General features: G+C 62.6%; 10 protein-coding genes. 7 read left to right on the top strand and 3 right to left on the bottom strand.

Features of this window, described 5'->3' with window-relative positions:
* Positions 1 to 109: 109 nt before the first annotated feature.
* Complete coding sequence (locus tag PGN16_RS16480; protein ID WP_335310462.1) at positions 110 to 862, top strand: B3/B4 domain-containing protein; 753 nt, start codon at positions 110 to 112, stop codon at positions 860 to 862.
* Between the two features lie 102 nt (positions 863 to 964).
* Here the strand turns inward: PGN16_RS16480 and PGN16_RS16485 are convergent, their stop codons facing one another.
* Positions 965 to 2,647, bottom strand: a complete 1,683-nt coding sequence (locus PGN16_RS16485; protein WP_335310463.1) for an alpha-L-fucosidase — start codon at positions 2,645 to 2,647, stop codon at positions 965 to 967.
* 181 nt (positions 2,648 to 2,828) lie between these two features.
* A complete protein-coding gene (locus tag PGN16_RS16490; RefSeq protein ID WP_335310464.1) occupies positions 2,829 to 3,692 on the bottom strand; it encodes a GDSL-type esterase/lipase family protein in 864 nt (287 codons plus the stop codon).
* Positions 3,693 to 3,835: 143 nt separating this feature from the next.
* Between PGN16_RS16490 and PGN16_RS16495 the strand changes: the two genes are divergently transcribed.
* From PGN16_RS16495 to PGN16_RS16505, 3 genes are all read left to right on the top strand, one after another.
* Positions 3,836 to 6,700 carry a TonB-dependent receptor gene (locus PGN16_RS16495; RefSeq protein ID WP_335310465.1) on the top strand — a complete coding sequence of 955 codons (2,865 nt, stop codon included), beginning with the start codon at positions 3,836 to 3,838 and terminating at the stop codon, positions 6,698 to 6,700.
* 561 nt (positions 6,701 to 7,261) lie between these two features.
* Positions 7,262 to 10,270 carry a TonB-dependent receptor gene (locus PGN16_RS16500; protein ID WP_443019672.1) on the top strand — a complete coding sequence of 1,003 codons (3,009 nt, stop codon included), beginning with the start codon at positions 7,262 to 7,264 and terminating at the stop codon, positions 10,268 to 10,270.
* A 73-nt stretch (positions 10,271 to 10,343) separates the two neighbouring features.
* The gene (locus PGN16_RS16505) at positions 10,344 to 12,029 is read left to right on the top strand and encodes a GH35 family beta-galactosidase (protein ID WP_335310466.1); all 1,686 of its coding nucleotides are present in this window, start codon (positions 10,344 to 10,346) and stop codon (positions 12,027 to 12,029) included.
* Between the two features lie 246 nt (positions 12,030 to 12,275).
* Here the strand turns inward: PGN16_RS16505 and PGN16_RS16510 are convergent, their stop codons facing one another.
* Positions 12,276 to 13,058, bottom strand: a complete 783-nt coding sequence (locus tag PGN16_RS16510) for a FadR/GntR family transcriptional regulator (protein WP_335310467.1) — start codon at positions 13,056 to 13,058, stop codon at positions 12,276 to 12,278.
* A 490-nt stretch (positions 13,059 to 13,548) separates the two neighbouring features.
* On the opposite strand from PGN16_RS16510, the gene PGN16_RS16515 reads away from it, so the two are divergent.
* Genes PGN16_RS16515 through PGN16_RS16525 form a run of 3 tightly spaced genes read left to right on the top strand, consistent with a single transcriptional unit; the run spans position 13,549 to position 16,129 of the window.
* Positions 13,549 to 15,279 carry a tryptophan-rich sensory protein gene (locus tag PGN16_RS16515; RefSeq protein ID WP_335310468.1) on the top strand — a complete coding sequence of 577 codons (1,731 nt, stop codon included), beginning with the start codon at positions 13,549 to 13,551 and terminating at the stop codon, positions 15,277 to 15,279.
* Positions 15,276 to 15,638, top strand: a complete 363-nt coding sequence (locus tag PGN16_RS16520) for a thiol-disulfide oxidoreductase DCC family protein (RefSeq protein WP_335310469.1) — start codon at positions 15,276 to 15,278, stop codon at positions 15,636 to 15,638. Before PGN16_RS16515 ends, PGN16_RS16520 begins: the two co-directional genes overlap by 4 nt.
* A complete protein-coding gene (locus tag PGN16_RS16525; RefSeq protein WP_335310470.1) occupies positions 15,635 to 16,129 on the top strand; it encodes a DUF427 domain-containing protein in 495 nt (164 codons plus the stop codon). The genes PGN16_RS16520 and PGN16_RS16525 overlap by 4 nt, the downstream gene beginning before the upstream one ends.
* Positions 16,130 to 16,133: the final 4 nt, after the last annotated feature.

Below are 16,133 nucleotides of genomic sequence, written 5' to 3' on the forward strand. Positions count from 1 at the left end.
ATTTAGGAAGACGATGTTGCGGACGTCAGAGGCCGCAGTCAGGCACAACTATGCAGCGCTGTGGCGCAATGACGCCCGCAAATGAGCATTTTCGTTGAAAGAGCCATCCATGTTTCCGCGCCCGATTATTGATCCGCTAATCTCGACGATCGCACCCGGCTTCAGAGCGGTCAGCCTGTTCGTTGATGCGCATGGCGTGGCCACGATGCCGCTCGACCCGGCGGTTCTCGCGGATGCGTGCCGTGTGGTTCAGGAAGGCGTGCCGACATGGGCGGAGGCGCACCTTTCAAGCTGGTCAGATGTCTATGCCGGGTTCGGGGCGAAGCCGAACCGCACGCCCTGTTCAGCGCAGGCGCTTCGCAAGCGGGTGCTGAAGGACGGTGCGCTGCCGACGATCAATCCCGTCGTCGACCTCTACAATGCCGTATCGCTTCGCTTCGCCGTGCCGGTGGGCGGCGAAAACATCGACGCCTATGTTGGCGCGCCTCGGCTCACGGTTGCGGATGGCACAGAGCAGTTCGACACGATCGCCAACGGCGCACCTGCGATTGAGTATCCTGCGCCCGGCGAGGTTGTCTGGCGCGACGACGTTGGCGTGACGTGCCGGCGCTGGAACTGGCGGCAGGGCACCCGCACCCGTCTTGATAGCTTTACCGGGCGAATGTGGTTCGTTCTCGAGACCCTGCATACCATGCCGATCGACGGGCTGAATGAGGCCGCGACGGCCCTTGAGGCAGGACTGCGGACGCTGATCCCCGGCTGCTTGATTACGCTCGATACTATAGCGACCGCAAAACCATTTCGAAAAAGCTTTCCTTTTTTGCAATGCCGAACGGAAGCAGGAAGGACCGAGGCTCAGTAGCTGCTCTGCTGCTAACATGAATGGATGGCAGAAGTTGGGGAGCCAAAACAAGGTCGCGGACGACCGCAACTGGGTCTGATCAAAATCAGCTGCATAGAGAGCCTAGGCCACAAGGCCGTCACCTTCGATCACAAGCGCGAGTCCAATGCGATTGTGCAGGCTGTCAGGCAAACGCACTTCAAGAGCGTCGGCCGAGCGCGTAAATGGCAGTGGATCTGAACTTCCCGGGAAGGTCACTTTGCTCACTGTGCCTCTGCCGATCGGATTACCACGTCCCAACAACGTCAGTCGGACAGCGCCATCAGCGGGCCAGCCCAGCACCAGGGCATGCACCGCAAGGTCGCGTTTCACGTAGCGTATATCTGTGGCAGTGTAGGTGGTGTCCTGCCCACCTTCGGAGAACGCGCCTCCTGCTCCGTGGCTCGATCCTTCTCCGTTTATGCGCCATGGTCTGGTGCCGTAGATCGCCTGGCCGAACGTCTGCATCCACACGGCAATCTCCTCGACGATCTGTCGTTCACGATCGTCGATTGTGCCATCACCGCGCAGCGGGACGCTGAGCATTAGGTTACCGTTCTTCGAGACGACGTCGCACAACGTGTGCAAAACCTTCGCTGGCGTTTTATACCGGTTCTCGCGGTAATATTGCTCGCCGTAGAACCAGTTGCCGAGGCAGGTCTCCGTCTGCCACGGGAAACGGTCGATGTAGCTCTTCTGTCCGCGCTCGACCACGTCAACAAGACCCATGCGCCGCTGGGGAGCCGTTTCCTTCGCCGTGACCACTCCCTCTAGGCGGCCATTATGCCACGCCATGTTGCGATTATAGAAGTAGGCCGCCATGTCGAGACCAGCCTGACCGAGCGGTAGATCGTGGTTGTCGAAATAGAGCATGTCGGGCCGGTATTTGTCGATCAGCTCGCGGCAGCGCAGCGACCACCGCCGCACGAACGCCGGGTCTCGCGGCGCGCCCTCATCCCAAAGTGCATCGGTTGCCGCATGCCACGCGTTTGCTTCCGCAAGTGATCCGATCCCGTCGGGCATTGCCATGCTGCGCCCAGTATACAGGTCCTGCGGGTCAAGCCCCTCCCACCATCGGCCGCGACCGTCCGATTGGCTTAGACGGAAGGCATCATAGCGCTGACCCTGTCGTGGGCCTTCCGGGTCATAGCCGTACGCGACCTGGTTCCAGTGCCAGGCGTGACCCGAGTGGTTGGAAACAGCGAAACGCAGTCCGCGGTCGCGCGCGAGCTTCTCCCATGTTCCAACGATATCCCGCTTCGGCCCCACCCTCGTCGAGTTCCAGGCATGATGCGACGAAGCGTAGCAATCGAAATTGTCGTGGTGGTTTGCGATCGCCATGAAATAGCGCGCTCCAGCTCGCTTGTAGAGATCAAGCAGTTCGGCAGGATCCCAGCGCTCGGCACGCCAACGGTGCTGGATATCCATGAAGCCGGTATCCGCGGGATGCCCGTAATGCTTGAGATGATGTTCGTAGGAGGGATGACCTTGCAAGTACATGTCGCGCGCGTACCAATCGTCTCCTACGCCCGGCACGGAAGCTGCACCCCAATGAGCCCAAATTCCGAATTTCGCGTCACGAAACCAGTCGGGTGCGCTGTAGCCGCTGGTGAGCGAGTCCCAATTGGCCTCGAAATGCCGGGGTGGCACGACCGTAACGGGCCGAAGCTCGCTTTGCCGAAATGGCCCACTGGCACGCACGGAAGCCGCCGACGTTGCGGCGGCTGTCAGCCCGCCGCGAAGAACTGTTCGCCTCGACATGTACATCGTTCTGTCTCCGGTTACCGCTCTAGCCTACGTTTGGCGATCGGGCACATGCACCGACAGTCGGCGGATGGGGTTGGCAGGCCGGTCGATCAAACTAGGTATACGTTTCGCTCGAGGAGGAACGGCCACTCGCACTTGGGCTCTGGCAACGTCTGGTGAGCGCGCCAAAACCGTCGATCGTTCAATGTGTCTCTTCATGGTGGATCGGAGTTGCCAGCGCGGCGGCGATCGCCTGCTCTGCCACAGGAGCCATACGCGCATACCCGGCGGCGAGCGGATGAACGCCGTCGTCTGTGTAGCGGGCGTCGAGCAGACCATTTCGATCGACAAGCGCCGCGTAATAATCGGCGTAGGCATAGCCGCGTCGCTCACAGAAGCTCCGTAGCCAGTCGTTCAAAGCGCGTAGCGTTGCCGGCTTGCGCTCGCGAACGACGTTCCGGGCGGAGGGTGTGTAATCGTTGACCGGCAGCAGCGATCCGAAGACCACCTTGACCCCATGTGCGTCCGCTAGGTCTGCCATGGCTTCCCAGTTGGTTTCAATTTGCTCCGGGGCTTCTTGCTGCAGGAAGCCTTGCACATCGTTGACGCCAGCCAGGATGACGACCGCCTCCGGCTGAAGCGCAATTACGTCCTGATGGAAGCGCAGGAGCATCTGCGCAGTCACTTGGCTGCCAATGCCCCGGTTGACATAGGGCCGGCGCGGAAAGCTTCGCGTTAGATCCCAGCGATCTGTGATTGAATCGCCAAGGAAAACGACCCGCCGCTCATCACGTAATGGTGGACCCAGCAGACGGTTGGCGGGCTGGTAGAGGTAGCGCTCTCCAAAATCGCGCATTAGGCTGGGTACCAGTCGTGCGCGGAAGGGGCCCAGCCATGGTCCCCAATCGCGTTCGGCCATCACCCGCCGATCTGCAGAGCTCTGGTATGGAGCGGGAGCTTCGGCATAAACCGGAGCGATCAACGTCAAAAACGCGGCGGCGCTAAGGCCCATTTTTGACCTCTGCACGTGTCGCCATGACCGCTTGCCAATCAGGCCGCCGACCATTCGCCTCTCCCGTCTCTGCTTCGCAGCGCAGGATCGCCGCAACACCCCGATAACGCTACCAAATTATGCTGGTAAAATACCATTTTATATTTCACAACCCTCGGCAGGGCTCGAGACAGGGTCGTTCGAGGAGGGAATTCGATATGGTCAACACCATCTTGCTGCGTCGGCGGTTTGCAGGCGCGTCGACTGCCGCGTTGCTCTTGGGCTCCGGCGTTCCGGCGTGGGCGCAGACTTTGCCGGCTGGTGCTTCTCAAAGCGGTGTCGTCTCGCCGAGCGGCGATCAGGGTAGCGGGAGCGAGGTGTCTGATGCCGGAGACGACGAGATTGTTGTCACAGGCACGAGGGCGAGTCTGTCGAGCGCCCAGGCAATCAAGCGCAATGCCGACCAGATCGTCGACTCCATCGTGGCCGAGGATATCGGCAAATTGCCCGACCGCAACGTCGCGGAAGCATTGCAACGCATCACCGGTGTGCAGATCCAGCGTAGCTTTGGCGAAGGCAGTTCGGTTGCAATCCGCGGTCTCAGCCAAGTCCGTACCGAGGTTAATGGTCGCGACATTTTCACGGCCAACAACGGCCGCACACTGAGCCTGGAGGACGTCCCCTCCGAACTGCTAGCCGGAATCGACGTGTACAAGAACCCATCGGCGAACCTGATCGAAGGCGGGATTGGCGGATTGATCAACCTGCGCACCCGCAAGCCGTTTGACTTTGACGGTTTCCGCCTGTCGGCAAGCGGCAGTAGCAATTATTACGACCTGTACGATACCACCAAGCCACAGGCGAACCTGTTAGTGTCCGATCGCTGGAACACTGGGATCGGCGAGATCGGCGTGATGGTCGATCTGGCATATCAGCAAACCGCGTTTCGGCAGGACCAGATTTCCAGCCAGCCAATGTTCCTGCTGCAGGACGGGCTGAATGCCGACGGCACGCTGGTCAACGCATCCGATCGACAGGTCGCAACCGGGCTGAACCGGCTCGGCACGCCGACCTATCTGGCGCACGGCGTTGGGATTGGCCAGTATCTGGGTGATCGTCGTCGCCTGGGCGTCGATGCCGCGGTGCAGTGGCGCCCAACCGATACGGTTGAGGTGACCGCCGAGTACATCCGCTCGGACTACAAGTTCCGCTACGGCGACTACAGCTTCTTCGCCTATACCGGCCTGAACCCGATCATCCCGGACTACACGCAGCCGTTCACCTATGACTCGGAGGGCAATTTCCGCAGCGGCACATTCGTTGACGTACCGGTCAACGCCAATACGAGCCTCGAAAGCCGCCGCTCCGTCACCAGCGACTACTCGCTGAATGTGAAGTGGCGTCCGTCAGATAGAGCCACGATCACTGCCGACGCGCAGTACATCAAAGGCACCACCGACGGCCAGCGCTCGATCGTGATCCTGGCGTCAAGCGCGGAGCGGCTCTACCATTCGGTCGCCGAAGATGGTCCGCCGACCTTCTTCATCACACCCGACGGCAACGCCGGCAACGGCAATGGACTGGTCACCGATCCAGCGAACTACGGAAGCGGCGCGGGATACCTCGACCACATCGACCGCTCGGTTGGCGACCAGTACAGCGCGCGTCTTGATGGCGAGTACAAGTTCGACGGTAGCTTCCTGAAATCTGTAGCGGCTGGCTTGCGCTATACCGATCGCTCGGCGACGACCGACAGCTCGACCTATGCCTATTACGGCCTGAACCGGCCGCTTGCCGCCGACTTGCTGGAACTCCGGCCGTTCCGCGGCAACCTGTACCGTGGCTTTCAAGGCGTTCCAGACGGTGCGATCTTCTTCAATCGGGGGGTCACGCTCGATTACGATCGTACACGTGCTGTACTTGCCGATTACGTCGATCCCTCACAGCGTCAGTCGTTGTTGGACGGCGTCGGCTACGGTCCTAACGACCGCAATGTACAAAGCGAGACAACCTACACCGCTTACGGTCTTGCGCGGTTCGGCACCACCGACTTCGCGCTGCCGTTCGACGGCAACCTTGGCGTGCGCGTCATCCGAACGCAGACCAGTTCTGCCGGCTTCCGCGGTGAATCTCCGCGCATCCAGACCGGCGTCGATACAACCACAGGTCTGCCGATCTTCGGCAACGGTCCGGTCACCTTCGTGCCTGTGGCGGTCGACTCCTCCTATACCAAGGTGCTGCCCAGCCTGAACCTGACATTTCACCTGACCGAGCCGCTGCAACTGCGCCTCGCGGCGTCCAAGGCGCTGACGCGTCCCGGCTTCGATCAGCTTAATCAGAACATCACGATCAACCAGAATGTCCCCACCAACGGCATTCCGACCGCTTCGTCGGGCAACGCCAACCTGCGCCCGCTTACCGCAGACCAGCTCGACGCCAGCCTCGAATACTATTTCTCGCGCACTGGCTCGCTGTACGCCGCAGCGTTCTACAAGAAGGTTGACGGCTTCATCACCAACGGTGTCTTCGACGAAAGCTACACTTTCGGCAACGAGACTGTGACCTATCAGGTAAGCCGTCCCGTCAATGGCGACGATGGCCGGATTAAGGGGTTCGAGGTTGGGGGCAACACCTTCTTCGACTTCTTACCGGGCTGGCTCTCGGGCTTCGGAGCGCAGGCCAACTTCACTTATGTCGACAGTAAGGCTCCGTCGCCGGATGCACAGGACACCTCCGGCGCAAGTCTTTCTGTGCCATTGGAGCAGCTGTCGAAGTACAGCTACAACCTCGTAGGAATCTACGACAAGGGGCCGCTATCGGCGCGCGTCGCGTATAACTGGCGATCGAAATATGTCGTGACGACGCGTGGTAACGGGTCTGGCAACCTGCCGATCTTCAACGATGCGCGCGGGCAACTGGACGCGTCGATCACCTATACCGTCGCACCGCATTTCGCGCTGACTGTCGATGGCACCAACCTGAGTAATTCTGAGAACCGAACCTATTACGGGGTCGCAAGCCGCCCGCAGTCTGCGGTTCTCAACGATCGGCGCATCAGTGTAACAGCTCGATTGACCTACTAAACGGGCAATTTATAGTTGTAGAGGGTAGAAGAGCTTGCCCTCTACCCCTCATCACCTGCAACAATTTTTATTTGGCGTTCCGCAAGGTCGTGTTTTCGGCCGGCCTTATGCGGCAGGTAGACGTCCTCAAAGACGGAGGATCGTCCGGTGTTTGATGATGGTGAACGAGCGTCCGCTTGGGAGATGAGGTTTAAGGCTCCCGATTTACCGGTTGTGAGTCGCCGTACTAATACCTGCACTAGAAGGGTGGTGTTGATACTGACCCGCCCCATCATCACCTCTTCTTATTTGTCGGACGGCTGAGGCAAAGCCGATCCAGCGGTCGTTTAAGCAACGCCGTCTCACGGCTTTAACTGCGGAGGGCGTCAGTTCTGCAATCGTTTGCTTGCATTGTCTCGACACTGGGAGACATTTAGGTGGGAGTTCCGCCATCTTGTCAGGCCAACCCTGCACAATCGTCTTGACCGATTGGCTAAGGTGTCATACAAAAGGCGGTGTTAGCGCTACCGGCGCGATAGAACCTGCTGGCACCAAGCAGGCGTTATTTGGAGGAGAGGCATCGTGCTCGTTAGCCATCATCGTACCGTTCGTCTTTCTCTGCGCGCTGCTGTGGCAGTTACTGCTCTCATTGCCGCCCATGCACAGGCGCAAAGTGCTGCCGCCTTGGGACCAGAAGGCCAGCAGCGTTCCCCAGCAACGCAGGTCGACACCGGCGCGAACTCCGATGCGCAAGTGCCGCAGAGTTCAGTGCAAAGCGTCGAACAGGCGACCGACACTGGCCAGCCTGCCAACGATATCGTGGTCACCGGCATCCGCGCCTCACTGCAGAGTGCGACCAATGCGAAACGGAATTCGGTCGGCTTCGGCGACTCGATCTTCGCGGAGGACATCGGCAAGCTGCCGGCGACCAACCTCGCCGAGACGTTGAACCGCATCCCAGGTGTGCGGCTGAACCGCGACATCAGTGGCGAGGGCACGCAGGTGTCGATCCGCGGTCTCGGACCCAGCTTCTCCAAGGTGCTGCTCAACGGCACGCAGTTCGCGGTCGCATCTGACGGCGGCACCAACGGCGGGCAGGGCGACAACCGCCAGGTCGATCTCGACTTCTTCCCCTCCGAGCTGTTCACGCGGCTCGACGTCGCGAAGTCCGCGACCGCCTCGACGCTGGAGGGTGGGATCGCCGGCACCGTCAACCTTCGCAACGCGCGGCCGTTCGACAAGCCGGGCACGCACGTCACGGTGGTGGCGCAGGGTGCCTATACCGACAGCAACGACAAGGTCGGGCCGCGGGGCGCGCTGGTCGCCAGCCACACCTTCGGCGATACGTTCGGTATCCTCGTCGGGGTGGCAGGCGTGCGGCAGAAGACGCGCATCGATGGCTACGACACCGTCGGCTTCACCGACGCCAACCTGGCGTGCGGCAGCGGGTGCAACGTCTCGCCGCCGGAGAGCAACGGCTTCAGCTTCGCCAGCACGACCCCGGCCAATGTCGGTCGCGGGCTGGTGACCGGCGCGCCCATCGACCTCACCGCCACCTCGGGGCTAACGCTGTCGCAACTGTCCAAGGCGATCCTGCCGCGGCTGGCCCGGCCGACGCTGACCGAGGGCACGCGCTCGCGGATTTCGGCGATCGCGTCGATGGAATGGCGCCCGTCCGACACATTTCACTTCGCGCTCGACGGCATCTACGCCAAATCTACCCGCGATTACGTACGCTCGAACATGAACTGGCAGGTCCGCAACTCCGGTCCGGGGACGTCGCCGCAATCGACCGGCGGCATGGTCCCGTTCGACGTCACTGTCGACCAGAACAACGTCGTCACCTCGGGCACGTTCGCCAATTCGTCGTTCTTCTCGGAAAACAGCCTGTTCAACCAGCGCACCGAATTCTGGAACGTCACGCCCAGCGCGTCGTGGCGCCCGACCGAGCGCGTCAAGGTCGACTTGTCGGCCAATTGGGGAAAGAGCAACTTCTTCCGCGAGCAGCCAACCTTCGCTTTCCAGACCGCGCCCAATTCGGGAGTGGAGGTCAGCTACGACAACACGACCGGCAGCCCGCAGCCGATCATTTCCGCCAACCGCGACCTCGGCGATCCCAATCTCGGCTGGCAATGGTATCGCGTGAACGTCCAGAACATCCGCCGCGAAACCGAGACCAAGGGCGCGCACCTCGATTTGTACGTCGGCGACGACCAGCTCAACTTCAAGGCGGGGGCCGCCTATGACGAGGCGCAGCGGAGCATCCGCGCGTTCGACAACACCAATGCCTATCAATTGTCAGTGTGCGGCAGCCCGTGCACGGGCAACACCGGGACGGTGCCGACCAGCGCATTGTCGCAATATCTGATGCGGACGCCGGTCACCAATTTCGGGCATCTGTCGGACGGCAAGTTTGGCGTCACCAGCTTCATCATGCCCGACTTCGATGCGTTGAAGCGCGCCACCAACTATGCATCCTTCCGCGACACTGCGCCCGAGGCGCGCGGTTCGGTGACCGGCGGCGCGACCGGCGACATCTACGAGACCGTCTGGGGCGGCTATGCCGAGATGAACGGCGTGTCCGAGATCTTCGGGCGCGAGCTGCACGCCAACGCCGGCGTCCGCTATACCTATACCCGCCAGAAGGTGGTCGGGCCGAGCCAGATCGGCACCGCGATCGTCGACATCACCGCGCGTTCCAATTACGTGCAGGTGCTGCCTTCGGCCAATTTCGCCTACGACCTGTTCGACAACCTCAAGCTGCGCTTCGCGGTGTCGAAGTCGATGACGCGCCCTGACGCCAACCTTGTGCTGCCCGGAGTCACCTTCTCGGACCCGAGCGCGCAGATCGCGAGCGCAGGCAACCCGGCGCTCGAGCCGTACACGTCGGACAATATCGACCTTGGCGGAGAATTTTACACGGGCGGTGCGGGCTATGTCGGCGTCTCGTTCTTCCGCAAGAACATCAAGGGCTTCACCGCGACGGTCCAGCAGCAGAGCCCGTTCGGCGACCTCAACATCCCGCTCGATGCGCTGCAATCAACGCAGCGGCAGGCGCTGCTCGACCGCGCCGCGGCGGCCGGCGTCGCTCCCGCGCAGGTGGCGATCACCGTCAACCGTCCGGTTAACCTCAACAACCTCACTATTCAGGGCGTTGAGGGGACGTGGAACCAGCCGCTCGACTTCCTCTTCAAGGGGCTGGGCTTCCAGGCGAATGGCACCCATATCACGCAGGATTCAGACAGCGGGCTGGTGGCGCCCGGGGTGCCCAAATGGGGCTATAACGTTCAGGGCTATTACGAGAATTACGGCCTCTCGCTCAGCCTGAATTACGTTTGGCAAGGCGCGGTGATCGCCGCCAACGCGCCGCAGAACAATCTGCCCCTCGGCCTGTTGGCTGATGCGCGGGGGCAACTCGACCTGTCGGCCGGCTATCAATTGCCGTTCCTGAACAAGGCGATGCGGCTGACGCTGGACGTGCTGAACATTACCAACGCGCCGATCCGCACCACCTTCGGCTACGATAATGCGGCGTACAGCGTCTATTATCCGGGGCGGCAGGTGCTCTTCGGCCTGCGCGCCAGCTTCTGATCGGATGCGGCACGTCGGCTTCCCGACCGAGGCCGGCGCTTTGCCGAAAACGCGACTTACTTGGGGAGCTGCGATGATCAGCCTGTTGTCCGCCGTCCGAATGATCCTGACCGGGCTCGCCTTGCTGGTAGGCACGGCGGCACACGCGCAGTCGGCGGGCACGCCGCACCTTGAGCGGCGCGGGAAGGCGACGCAGTTGATCGTCGACGACAAACCGTTCCTCGTTTTGGGCGGCGAACTGCATAACTCGAGCAGCAGCGATCTCGCTTACATGGCGCCGATTTGGCCGCGTATGAAGGCGATGAACCTGAATACCGTGCTTGCGCCCGTCGCCTGGGAGACGATCGAGCCGCGGGAGGGCCAGTTCGATTTTAGCAATGTCGATGGCCTGCTGAAGGGGGCACGAGCCCAGCACTTGCGCCTCGTGATTCTCTGGTTCGGGGCGTGGAAGAACACCTACTCAAGCTACGTGCCGGGATGGGTGAAGCGCGATCAGCCGCGCTTCGCCCGCGCGCAAACCAGCGACGGGCGCGGGACTGAGCGGCTCTCGCCCTTCTCGACCAATACGCGCGATGCCGATGCGCGAGCCTTTGCCAAACTGATGCGCCACCTGCGCGATGTCGACGGAACGCAGCACACCGTGTTGATGGTGCAGGTCGAGAATGAAGTTGGCGTGATCCCGGAATCCCGCGACCATTCGGCTGTGGCCGAGGCTGCGCTCGCCGCGCCTGTACCGGAAGCGATCGTGCGCTACCTCGCCGCGCATCGCACCACTTTGCACCCAACGCTGCGCACCGCATGGGAGAATGCCGGCGCCCGCACCGCAGGAACGTGGCGCGAAGTGTTTGGCGAGGCGGGCATAACGGATTCACTGTTCATGTCCTGGGCGTACGCCACCTTCATCGAGAAGGTGGCGGCGGCGGGAAAGGCGGAATATGTGCTCCCGATGTTCACCAATGCCGCGTTGATCCGACCTAATTACGAACCCGGCCAGTATAATTCGGGCGGTCCGCTGCCGTTCGCGATCGACATCTACAAGGCTGGTGCGCCGTCGCTCGACTTTCTGGCGCCGGACATTTATTTCGAGGATTACGGCAATTGGGCTTCGCAATATACTCGTGGCGACAATCCGTTGTTCGTGCCGGAGGCGCGCGGCGGGGCCGTCGGCGCCGCAAACGCTCTCTATAGTTTTGGTTCGCTGGCTGCGATCGGCTTTTCGCCTTTCGGGATCGATGGCGAGGGAGTCGTGCTGCAGGGCGACGCGAGTATCGGCCTGAGCGCCGCGGGTGAAGGCGATCCGGCTATGACGGCGCTTTATGGTCAGCTTGCATCGATAGCGCCGCTTATCCTCGAGAAGCAGGCGCAGGGGGGGCTAACGACCGTACTGATGGAAGGCGGAGCGCAGCGCGCCGGGCGCGGCCGTATCGGCGACTACATCGTCAACATGACGCGCGCCAGCGGCTCGAAGGGCGACGTCGACCAGAGCAGTCGCATCGCCGCAATGTTTCTGCAGAACGGCGCCGACGAGTTCCTGGTGATCGGCAGCGGCGACGCCCAACTCAGCTTCACCACCGATCGGCCGGGTGCTCCCATCGTCGGGGTGGAAAGTATCGACGAACAGTTCTTCCGGAACAATCAGGCGGTGACCGGGCGGCGACTGAACGGCGACGAAACCGGACAGGGGCAGTCGCTGCGATTGTTCTCGAAGGATGCCGCTGACAACAAGGCATACCGGGTCCGACTTTATCGTTATCGCTAGCCTTCGCTGAAGCGTATGCGCTATTAGGCAACGGATGGTCGAAGACGATGCAGGCCAGCGATGCGGTCACCTACATGCATGCGACTGCAGCGATTGCGATTTGCTTGCCTCCACGATCAATCTGGGTGCCGCAAAATTTTGTCGGCCGAGGCGAACGGCTTCGCGCGGGCAGTTGACATGGGCAGAAACAGCACATTGGCATCATGCCGGGCAAACGTCGCTGTGGGGGCTAGTGCTTCGCGTCAGTTACCCGGCGAGTTCGGACACGCCGGCACGCCGCGCGAAAACATGACGGCGTTCGTCCATCTTCAGCCTCGTTCGCTCGCGGGCGTCGTGCTCGGTCGCCAGGTAGAGGCTTTCCGTGACACGCTTCAGGTGATCTCGCATCGCCGCGCGGGCCCCGTCCGCGTTCCGGGCACGTAGCGCATCGAGAATGCGTCGATGATCCTCCACAGCGGGCTGGATCCCGAGCTGACGCGCGAGCGAGAAGAGGTAGCTGCATAGCGGGGAACTATATCGCTTGTCCCAAAGCGTTCGAACGACGCTCACGATGGCTTCGTTGCGCGTTGATCCGGCCAAAGTTAGATGGAACGCCCGATCAGCCCGTTCTCGAATAGTCTGATCCAAGTCGTTGTCCGCCATTTTCGAAAGCAGGCTTTCAAGCTCGGCCAACTCGTTCCGGTCAATTGTAGCGGTTGCTAAAGCCGCGGCCTCGCCTTCAAACAGGCGACGTGCCTCAGTGACTTCAAAGGGGCCGACATTATCAGTCAAGTACGACGCATCCGCTTCGCACTCAGTGGCGACCACATAAGCCCCGGCCTTGTGACGCATTTCAATAAGGCCACGCACTTCAAGTACAATAGTAGCTTCACGAACAGTGGGCCGGCTGACCCCAAAGCTATCCGCGATCTCACGCTCAGATGGTAGCCGGCTATTTACGGGATAGTGCCCCAACCTTATTGACTGTTCGAGACGTCTTGCGACATGCATATATAGGCGTTCAGGTTCGACCTTTGGCTGATCAGTCATTGGCGTCGCATCTTCCTACTTACTTTGAAGCGACTACTCTGGCAACTAGAGTGCCGCTCACATCTATATCGATCCCGTTGGCCTTACCATGCATGCTGACAATGCCACAAACGATCGTTCGCGACCAGCAACTGCATCGTCGGGAGATACGCGAAGATGTCAGCGGGTCCGAGATCGTCCCACGCAGACTGTATGACGCAAGGCCCTTGGATTGCTGTTCCTGAGTGATGCGATGCGCGTCGACGGTACGCTGACGGCTAATCGTTGTGATGAAGATGAACAAACGTCGGCTGTTGGGAAGCCCCGCAAACCGATCGAATGTCCAGAATTGGGTCAAGGCAGCAAAAGGCTGGGGCTTGGTGCGCTAGAGCCGGGACCACATTCATCGCGAACATCGAGTCTCGTACCATCGATCGATGGCAGGCGGGAATGACTCGGCTGGGCGACTTATCCGCTCCCGATCGTTGTACGGGCGAGGAGAAGCCTATCCATGTCCCGTCGCATCCTGATCACCGGCGCGAGCGTTGCCGGTAACACCGTCGCCTGGTGGCTGGGGCGCGCGGGCTTCGACGTCACGGTGGTCGAACGGACGCCTGCTTTCCGCGATGGTGGTCAGAACATCGACGTGCGTGGTGTCGGTCGCGAAGTGCTGCGCAGGATGGAGCTGGAGCAGGTGGCGCTCGAGCAGGGCACCGGCGAGGAGGGCACCGCTTGGGTCGAGGAGGACGGCAGAGTCGCGGCGCAGTTCCTCACCGCCGACACGGGCGCAGACGGGCCTACGGCCGAGATGGAGATTCTGCGCGGCGATCTGGCGCGACTGCTCTACGAACCCGCCAGGGAGCGAGCGACCTTCCGGTTCGGCGACAGCGTCGCGAGGGTCGAGCAGGACGGTGACGGCGCGACCGTGACCTTCGCGAGCGGAGCCGTCGAGCGATACGACGCGGTCGTCATCGCCGAGGGGGTGGGATCGAAAACGCGGGAGCTGGTCTTCCCGGGCGAGAACGAGCCACGCTGGATGGATCTGACGATCGCCTATTTCACCATCCCGCGCCGTCCCGACGACGACCATCTGTGGCGCTGGTACAATGCCCCCGGCGGCCGCAGCGTATCACTCCGTCCCGACCGGCACGGCACCGCGCGCGCCATGCTCTCGGTGCAGCAGCGGCCGGGCGGCGAGCAGGACTGGGACGTCGAGCGACAGAAGGCGTGGCTGCGCGACCGCTTCGCCGACGCGGGCTGGCAGAGCGACCGCGTGCTGGCCGGGATGGCGACGTCCGACGATTTCTACTTCGACGTGCTGCGCCAGGTGAGGATGCCGCGCTGGTCGAAGGGTCACATCGTGCTCACCGGCGACGCGGCATGGTGCGCGACGCCGATTGCCGGCTACGGCACGACGCTGGCGATCACCGGCGCCTACGTCTTGGCGCAGGAGCTGATCCGCTCGACCGACGTGCCGGCTGCCTTCGCAGCCTACGAGATGGCCATGCGGCCGATGGTCGAGGACGCGCAGGGCGTGCCGAGGATCGCGCCGCGGCTGGCGAATCCGCACAGCCGCCTGGGCATCCGGCTCCTCCACGGCGCGCTGAGCGTGGCGAGCCGCCCTGCCGTGCGCGGCGCCGTGGGCAAGCTGTTCGGTGGGCGCTCGAAGGACGTCGACCTCTCGCGCTACGACACGCCAGCGTCCGAGAGAATTCCGGCCCTCTCAAGAGCATTATCTCCGACGGGCCTGCCGCCCCTGCTGGCGCTAGGCGCGGTCGGCGTGGTGCTCGGTGCCAGCGCACTCGTCGGGCGGCGCAATGCGCCCGACCCGTCTCACCCCGGCATCCGTGGCTGGTACCGCCGGCTGGACAAGCCGGGCTACACGCCGCCCGACGCGGCATTTGGCGCGGTTTGGCCAGTGCTGGAAACCGGCCTAGCGGCTGGGGGCTACCGACTGCTGCGACAGCCGTCAGGGAGCGCGCGCAATGCGGCGGTTGGCCTCTGGCTGCTGAACACCGCCATGGTCGGCGGCTGGACGCGCCTGTTCTTCCGCGAGAAGCGGCTGGGCGCGAGCGCAGCCGCGTCCGGCGCGATGGTTGTCACAGGCGCAGCCTACGTCGCCACCGCGGCCAAGGTCGATCGGTTGGCCGCGGTAGCGGCGGTGCCGTTCGTCACCTGGCTCGGCTTCGCGACGCTGCTGGCCGAGCGCATCTGGCGCGACAATCCGGAGAAGGGTCGTTGAGTAGGGTCACGGTCTGGCACGACGGAAACTGCCCGCTCTGCCGTCGCGAGATCGCGCTGATGCGCAGGCTGGACCTTCGCGGCGACATCGAGTTCGTCGACGCGACCGGCCCGTCCACGTGCCCGCTCGACCGTACCGAGATGCTGGCGCGCTTTCACGCGCGAGAAGCGGATGGACCCCTGTTGTCGGGTGCGGCTGCCTTCGCCGCGATGTGGCGTGCCATCCCCGTGCTGCGGCCGCTCGGCGAGGCGGCCCGCAACCGGTTGATCCTTTCGGTGCTCGAACGCCTCTACCTCCGCTTCCTTCGCATGCGACCGCACCTGAAGGGGGGGCTGTCACGGCGGGAGGCGCGGGCATGAGGCCGACGCCCAATCCCGTCGCCCCCGGGCAGGAGAGCGTGTGGCGCTACCCCCGTCCCGCCATCGCCAAGCCGAGCGATCGGCATGTCCGCATCGACCATCGCGGCGTCGTCGTCGCCGACACGCGCGCGGCGATCCGCACGCTGGAGACCAGCCATCCACCGAGCTGGTACCTGCCGACCGCCGACCTCAATTCCGGACTGCTCCACCGTTCTGAGCGACGGTCGTTCTGCGAGTGGAAGGGCCACGCGGTCTACTGGCACCTGGCGGTCGGCGACGAGCTGCTGCGCGATGTGGGGTGGAGCTATCCGGAACCGACACAGGCCTTCTCGATCCTCCGCGATCACGTCGCCTTCTACGCCGGGCCGCTCGACCGATGCACGGTGGATGGCGAGCAGGTCCGCCCGCAGCCCGGCGGCTTCTACGGCGGATGGATCACGTCCGATCTCGCCGGACCGTTCAAGGGCGTGTCGGGCAGTATGGGATGGTGACGGC

It is taken from the genome of Sphingomonas phyllosphaerae (genome assembly GCF_036946485.1).
GTDB lineage: Bacteria > Pseudomonadota > Alphaproteobacteria > Sphingomonadales > Sphingomonadaceae > Sphingomonas > Sphingomonas phyllosphaerae_E.